This is a genomic window from Bacteroides sp. An19, assembly GCF_002160215.1.
Taxonomy (GTDB): Bacteria; Bacteroidota; Bacteroidia; order Bacteroidales; family Bacteroidaceae; genus Phocaeicola; species Phocaeicola intestinalis.
Genome location: NZ_NFKD01000057.1, coordinates 24,242 through 30,241 on the forward strand (window position 1 = coordinate 24,242; position 6,000 = coordinate 30,241).

Annotated in this window: 7 protein-coding genes and 1 tRNA gene; 5 read left to right on the forward strand and 3 right to left on the reverse strand. The window is 45.9% G+C overall.

Annotated elements, in window-relative coordinates:
* Positions 1-305 precede the first annotated feature (305 nt).
* Together B5F25_RS16565 and asnA are read right to left on the reverse strand one after the other, a co-directional pair.
* On the reverse strand, positions 306-968 hold the full coding sequence (locus B5F25_RS16565; RefSeq protein WP_087207307.1) for a uracil-DNA glycosylase: 663 nt from the start codon (positions 966-968) through the stop codon (positions 306-308).
* A 93-nt stretch (positions 969-1,061) separates the two neighbouring features.
* Positions 1,062-2,102 (reverse strand): aspartate--ammonia ligase, encoded by a 1,041-nt coding sequence (asnA, locus tag B5F25_RS16570; RefSeq protein ID WP_087250844.1) that lies wholly within the window; start codon positions 2,100-2,102, stop codon positions 1,062-1,064.
* A 230-nt stretch (positions 2,103-2,332) separates the two neighbouring features.
* Between asnA and B5F25_RS16575 the strand changes: the two genes are divergently transcribed.
* From B5F25_RS16575 to B5F25_RS16590, 5 genes are all read left to right on the forward strand, one after another.
* Positions 2,333-2,404: transfer RNA gene (locus B5F25_RS16575), tRNA-Arg, on the forward strand.
* Between the two features lie 171 nt (positions 2,405-2,575).
* Positions 2,576-2,815: a hypothetical protein gene (locus B5F25_RS21930; protein ID WP_162614439.1), complete on the forward strand. Its 240-nt coding sequence runs from the start codon at positions 2,576-2,578 to the stop codon at positions 2,813-2,815.
* Positions 2,816-2,892: 77 nt separating this feature from the next.
* Positions 2,893-3,897, forward strand: a complete 1,005-nt coding sequence (locus B5F25_RS16580; RefSeq protein WP_087250846.1) for a DUF6340 family protein — start codon at positions 2,893-2,895, stop codon at positions 3,895-3,897.
* A gap of 55 nt (positions 3,898-3,952) precedes the next feature.
* On the forward strand, positions 3,953-4,402 hold the full coding sequence (locus tag B5F25_RS16585) for a hypothetical protein (RefSeq protein WP_022040524.1): 450 nt from the start codon (positions 3,953-3,955) through the stop codon (positions 4,400-4,402).
* Positions 4,403-4,485: 83 nt separating this feature from the next.
* Positions 4,486-5,484: an MBL fold metallo-hydrolase gene (locus B5F25_RS16590; protein WP_087250848.1), complete on the forward strand. Its 999-nt coding sequence runs from the start codon at positions 4,486-4,488 to the stop codon at positions 5,482-5,484.
* 274 nt (positions 5,485-5,758) lie between these two features.
* Here B5F25_RS16590 and B5F25_RS21935 read toward each other — a convergent pair.
* The coding region (locus B5F25_RS21935; RefSeq protein WP_162614440.1) for a hypothetical protein at positions 5,759-6,000 on the reverse strand (242 nt) is incomplete at its 5' end.

The window sequence follows — 6,000 nt, forward strand, 5'->3', positions numbered from 1 at the left end:
CGGGCTATGACAATTGCTTTTGTTTATCTATGGCATCGAAAATATGGACTTGTATGATATATTATTTTTTTTGATTCCGTTATTTGCTTATTTGCAGCTACATACGGGGTAAAACAGAATGCTGTTAATAGATTTTCAAACCAACCGTTTCCAAATCCATTGCCGTATGGAAAGGATTGCGTACCTTTGCAGCATACAGGTACTAGTTGGCTAGGTTCTGAATTGTTTTTGTAGGCGCCAACCAAAGCTATCTGAAGCCTAGTACCTTGTCAACTCGTCACCTTGTCAACTTTCAAATGTTGAATCTACCAGTTAATCGGTGTCTTCCCATGCTGGATGAGGTATTCGTTGGTACGGCTGAAGTGTTTGTTGCCGAAAAAGCCGTGATAGGCGGATAGGGGAGAGGGGTGGACAGAAGTAAGTACGAGATGCTTGTTCCGGTCGATAAAGGCACCTTTCTTCTGTGCATACGACCCCCATAAGATAAAGACCAGGTGCTCGCGGTTTTCCGCCAAGGCACGGATGGCTGCATCGGTAAATTCTTCCCAACCCTTTTTCTGGTGCGAACCTGCCTGATGTGCACGTACCGTAAGTGTGGCGTTGAGCAGCAGCACGCCTTGCTGTGCCCAGCGGGTCAGGTTGCCGCTTGCAGGTATAGGGCTTCCCAAATCATCGTGTATTTCTTTGAAAATGTTTTGTAGTGAAGGAGGAAACGGCACGCCGTCATTGACGGAGAAGCATAGTCCGTGTGCCTGTCCGGGTCCGTGATAAGGGTCTTGTCCGATGATGACTACTTTTACTTTGTCGTAAGGGCAAAGGTTGAACGCGTTGAATATCAGCTTGCCCGGCGGATAAACGGTTGTGTTGTGGTATTCTTGCCTGACGAAGTCGGTCAGACGGATAAAATAGTCTTTTTCAAATTCGGGAGCCAAAATTTGCTTCCACGATTCTTCTATCTGTACATTCATGAGTTCTTTTTTAGGTGACTAGGTGACTAGGTACTAGGTTTTAGATAGATTTACTAAGGTATTCAAAACCTGGTCACCTAGTCCCTGATTAAATTATATCAACTGCATTCCCCAATCGGCACATTCTTTCCGCATGTCTTCGGGCCAGATGCTTGCCTGTATTTCTCCGATATGTGCTTTTTTCAAGTAGAGCATACATAAGCGTGACTGTCCGATTCCACCACCGATGCTGAGGGGCAGCGAACCTTCGAGCAGCCGTTTGTGGAAATAAAGCCTGGTACGTTCTTCTTTGCCTGCCAGTTCCAGTTGTTTCAGCATGGCGGCTTTGTCTACGCGTATACCCATGGAGGAGAGCTCAATGGCGCGGCCTAATACCTCGTTCCATACCAGCAGGTCACCGTTCAGTCCCGGAAGTCCGGTTTTGGGGTCGATGGTTGTATAGTCATCATAATCCGGGGCACGGAGGTCATGAGGCTTTCCGTCACTTAGTTTGCCTCCGATTCCTATGATGAAAACAGAGCCTAACCGTTCGGTAATCAGGTTCTCACGTTCTTTGGGGGTCTTGTCCGGGTACATGTCCAGCAGGTCTTGTGCATGGATGAAGTGGATATCATGGGCAAGAAAGGGGGTAATCTGCGGATATGCTTCGCAAATCATGAATTCAGTGCGGCGCATGGCGGCATAGATGCGTGTCACGATGCTTTTCAGAAATTCTACGGTGCGTTGTTCGGGCGTGATGACCCGTTCCCAGTCCCATTGGTCGACGTAAAGCGAGTGCAGGTTGCCCAGTTCTTCGTCGGCACGGATGGCATTCATGTCTGTGTAGATGCCATATCCCGGCTCGATGTGATAGTCGGCAAGGGTCACTCTTTTCCATTTGGCAAGCGAGTGTACCACTTCGGCCTGTTGGTCGGCAAGGTCTTTGATGGGGAATGTGACGGGACGTTCCACACCGTTCAGGTCATCGTTGATTCCCATACCTTTTAAGACGAACAGGGGAGCTGTCACCCTTCGCAGGCGTAGTTCGGAGGATAGGTTTTGCTGGAAGAAATCCTTGATTTGTTTGATGCCAAGCTCTGTCTGTTTCATGTCGAGCAGGGGTTTGTAGTTTGCTGGTTTTATCAGATAGCTCATAATTTTTGCGTGATTAATTATTTGTAAAGTTATGCAAAGGTATAAATGTTTTGTAAAATTGCAATGCTTTTATTGATAATATTGTCATAATGTAAATGGATTATTTTTGTTTATGGGAAAAATGACATGCTTTTATTCCTTGTTTTCATAGGCTCATACGAATTTTTTATCCGAATCATTAGGATAGAATGAAGAATAATTGTATTTTTGTGCCGCAATTAAAAAACAATGCACCCGTAGTTCAATGGATAGAATATCGGATTCCGGTTCCGACGATTGGGGTTCGACTCCCCACGGGTGTACTACTGCCAAGTCATAAACGGATAAAAACCCACTAAATAAGTTACTTTAGTGGGTTTTTTGTTTTCTTGCTCTTGCTATCCCGAAAAATCCTTACACTTTTTCGGTGACATAATCGGTGACTTCCGCTTTCTTTGTTTCTTTTTATGAAGCTGTTTTGAATTTATCGTGTGATGATTTGGGATGAGTTTTTGAGGCATTTTCGCTTCTGTGATGAGGAAGATAGCGGGCTATCTGACGAAGAACAGGAGCGAAAAGGACCAAAAAATCGCCCAAAGCACACACGAAAACGGATACATCAAGCCAAGAAAAACTTTTTGGAGAAATTCAAAACAGCTTCTATGATTCGCGATATTTGTGCCCTTGGTGCCGGCGGGATGTTTTTCATGCTGTTATCGGTTATGAAAATGTGATAAAACCATGCAGGATGAGGGGGAGTTTCACTTTTTCTCCTTATCTTTGTGCATTACCAAGGAAAAAGAATATGTTTATGAACATACGGATTTTATGTTGTTGTATGCTGGTGGCATGGGGATTTGCATCGTGTGTGTCTGTGCAGCCCCTTTCGTTCGACCAGCTATGTCCGGCAGAAGTTAGCTTGCCGGGACAGGTTGAATCGGTTGCAGTAGTCAATAATATGCCTTCGATACCGCAGGCAAAGAACAGTGTGGCTACACTGGGCAGCTTAAACGGTGACGGAAAGCAGACGGCGGAAGCATTTGCCGCTGCATTGGCCGATTCCAGATATTTCAATCAGGTGATAATATGCGATTCGGCACTGAATGACAAGGCTGCTTCGGATAATGCCGAAATCCGTCCGTTGTCGAAGGAGGAAGTGGGCAGATTGACCCGGGAACTGGGTGTGGACATGCTTTTTTCATTAGACCGAGTGTTTGTGCAGAACGTTAAGCGGGAAGTGATGTATCCGGGACTGATTGAGCCTTGGCCTGTTGTACTGACACAGGTCACTCCGGTATTGAGCATTTATTCGCCGGTGCGCGAACGGCCGCTCCGTGTGGTGGCTCCGGTAGACAGTCTGGACTGGGATCTGGACCAGATGCCTTCCGATAAAGTCTTGCTGAAATATGTGGCAGATTTCTCGGCACACTTGCTGGCACGTCAGGTTGCACCTTATTGGGAGCGTACCGACCGGGTTTATTTTGCCGGAGGGTGTGTCGAAATGCGCGATGCGGCGGTATGTGTCAATGAAGGTGACTGGGAAGGAGCCAAAGCGTTGTGGCATTCGCTTTACGGGAAGCGCAAATCGGGTAAAGTGAAAGGGCGTGCTGCTATCAATTTGGCTTTAGCCTCTGAAATGTTGGGTAAGCTGGATGAAGCAAGGAAATGGCTGGATGATGCAAAGAAGTATGTCGGATCCGGCTCGGAAGAGGAGCAGGTATGGAAGTTCTCGGCTCTGCAACTGGAGAAACGGATGCGGCAGTTCCCTCATCTGAATATCCAAATGGGGCGTTTTGGAAACAATTTGTCGGAATAAAATTGTTGTTATTGAATTTTTTTGTACATTTGGTCAAGATAATAACGTAGATATGATGGATATTAGTGAACAGTCGCATAAGGCTATTGCTTCGGCTCTGAAAGAAGCTATCGGGAGATATCGTGGTAACGGCGAGGAATCGGTGCTGACAGACATACATTTGCATCCGGGACAGGAGAATGGAGAGTTGGTGATTTATGACGATGATGATGAAGTGCTGGCACGTACGGTCATTGCCGAATGGGTGAATTATGAAGGAGACGATTTCTATACGGAAATAGAACCTCTGCTTCGTGCTGAAGTGACGGCATTGAAGGAACAGGGATTGCTGGACAAGCTTTCGCTGATGAAGCCGTATTCGTTTGTGCTGGTGGATGACGAGAAGGAGACTGTAGCAGACCTGTTGCTGATGGATGACAATGAAACCTTGTTCTTAAACGATGAATTGCTGAAAGGACTGGATGAGGAACTGGACGCATTTTTGAAAGACTTGTTGGAAAAATAAGGTGTGGATGAAGTACGTTGTTCTTCATTGGCTTACGCCGAACGTTGTTTCTTAATTTTTCATTCTTCATTACTAAAAGGCTTATGGGAGAGCGCATTTCATTTCGCAGAAACGAGCGGTTGCGCACGGTCAATCCACATTGGCGTGGCAATCCTACAGCAGGGGGAAAGTTTTTTAACCGCCAGCACCGTTGGCGGCCGGGGATGGGGAGTGTATTGAAATGGCGCCTGTCTCCCAATCCGCAACGGAAAGAAAAACGCACCATCAAATGGGATCCGAAAGTGCATTTCCTTCGTTCGCTGGACGCCGTAGTGGGCAATTCGTTGATTTGGCTGGGACATAATTCTTTCTTTCTCCAGTTGGGGGGCAAGCGGTTTATGATAGACCCGGTGTATGGAAGCATTCCTTTCGTGAAACGCCGGAGCCCGTTTCCCGCCAATGTATCTGTTTTTAAGGACATCGACTATTTGCTTATCAGCCACGACCATTTCGACCATTTGGACAAGCCGAGTGTGGCACGCCTGTTTGCCGATAATCCGCAGATGAAGTTGTTTTGCGGCATTAATACAGGTACGTTGATTCAGAGTTGGTTCCCGGCAATGGAAGTGATAGAAGCTGCCTGGTATCAGCAATATGAGGCAGACGGGGTGCGGCTCACTTTCCTGCCTGCCCAGCATTGGAGCAAACGGGGCGTGAATGATGGGGGAATGAGGCTTTGGGGGGCTTTTATGATAGAAGCGGGCGGAATTACTATTTACAATAGTGGAGATACCGGTTATGCGCAACATTTTCAAGAATTGCCCGACATGTTTCCGCATATCGATTATTGCATGATCGGCATCGGTGCCTACAAGCCTCGCTGGTTTATGAAACCGAACCACATTTCTCCGTACGATGCGTTGACGGCTTCTGCCGAGATGCATGCCTGCATGACTATCCCGATGCATTACGGTACGTTCGACCTCTCGGACGAACCTTTGTTCGACCCTCCCCATGTGTTTAAGGCGGAAGCAAAGAAGCGTAACATGCCCGTCATTGTTCCCGAACTGGGGGAGATTGTCAAGCTGAAGCCTTTGCGGTAAATCTATGTATTAAGCAAGTGTGCAAAATGAAATAATATTATCAGAAACACAGATTTTCGCAGATTCTTTTGATTTACTATTTTTCGATTTACGAAGTACGATTTAATGCTCAAATAGTAGATAGTAAATTGTCAAATCGTAAAATTAAATATAGCTTCGTCTGGTGTAAGATTAATAATCTTCCGCTTGTAAGATTAATAATCTTGCAGCTTGAAGATTAATAATCTTGCACCAGATGAACTTATATGTAACTAAAAATATGAATGCCTTCATTTTACCCAATTTGCCTACAGGGGCTGTTTGCTTTTCTTTTGCCATTCCTATCAAGATACCGGCTTTGTGCCAGTAGGGTATTCATGTTTTTCCACGAAGACTTAGAAGCTGTTTTGAATTTCTTCAAAAAGTTTTTCTTGGCTTGATGTATCCGTTTTCGTGTGTGCTTTGGGCGATTTTTTGGTCCTTTCCGCTCCTGTTCTTCGTCAGATAGCCCGCTATCTTCCTCATCACAAAAGCGAA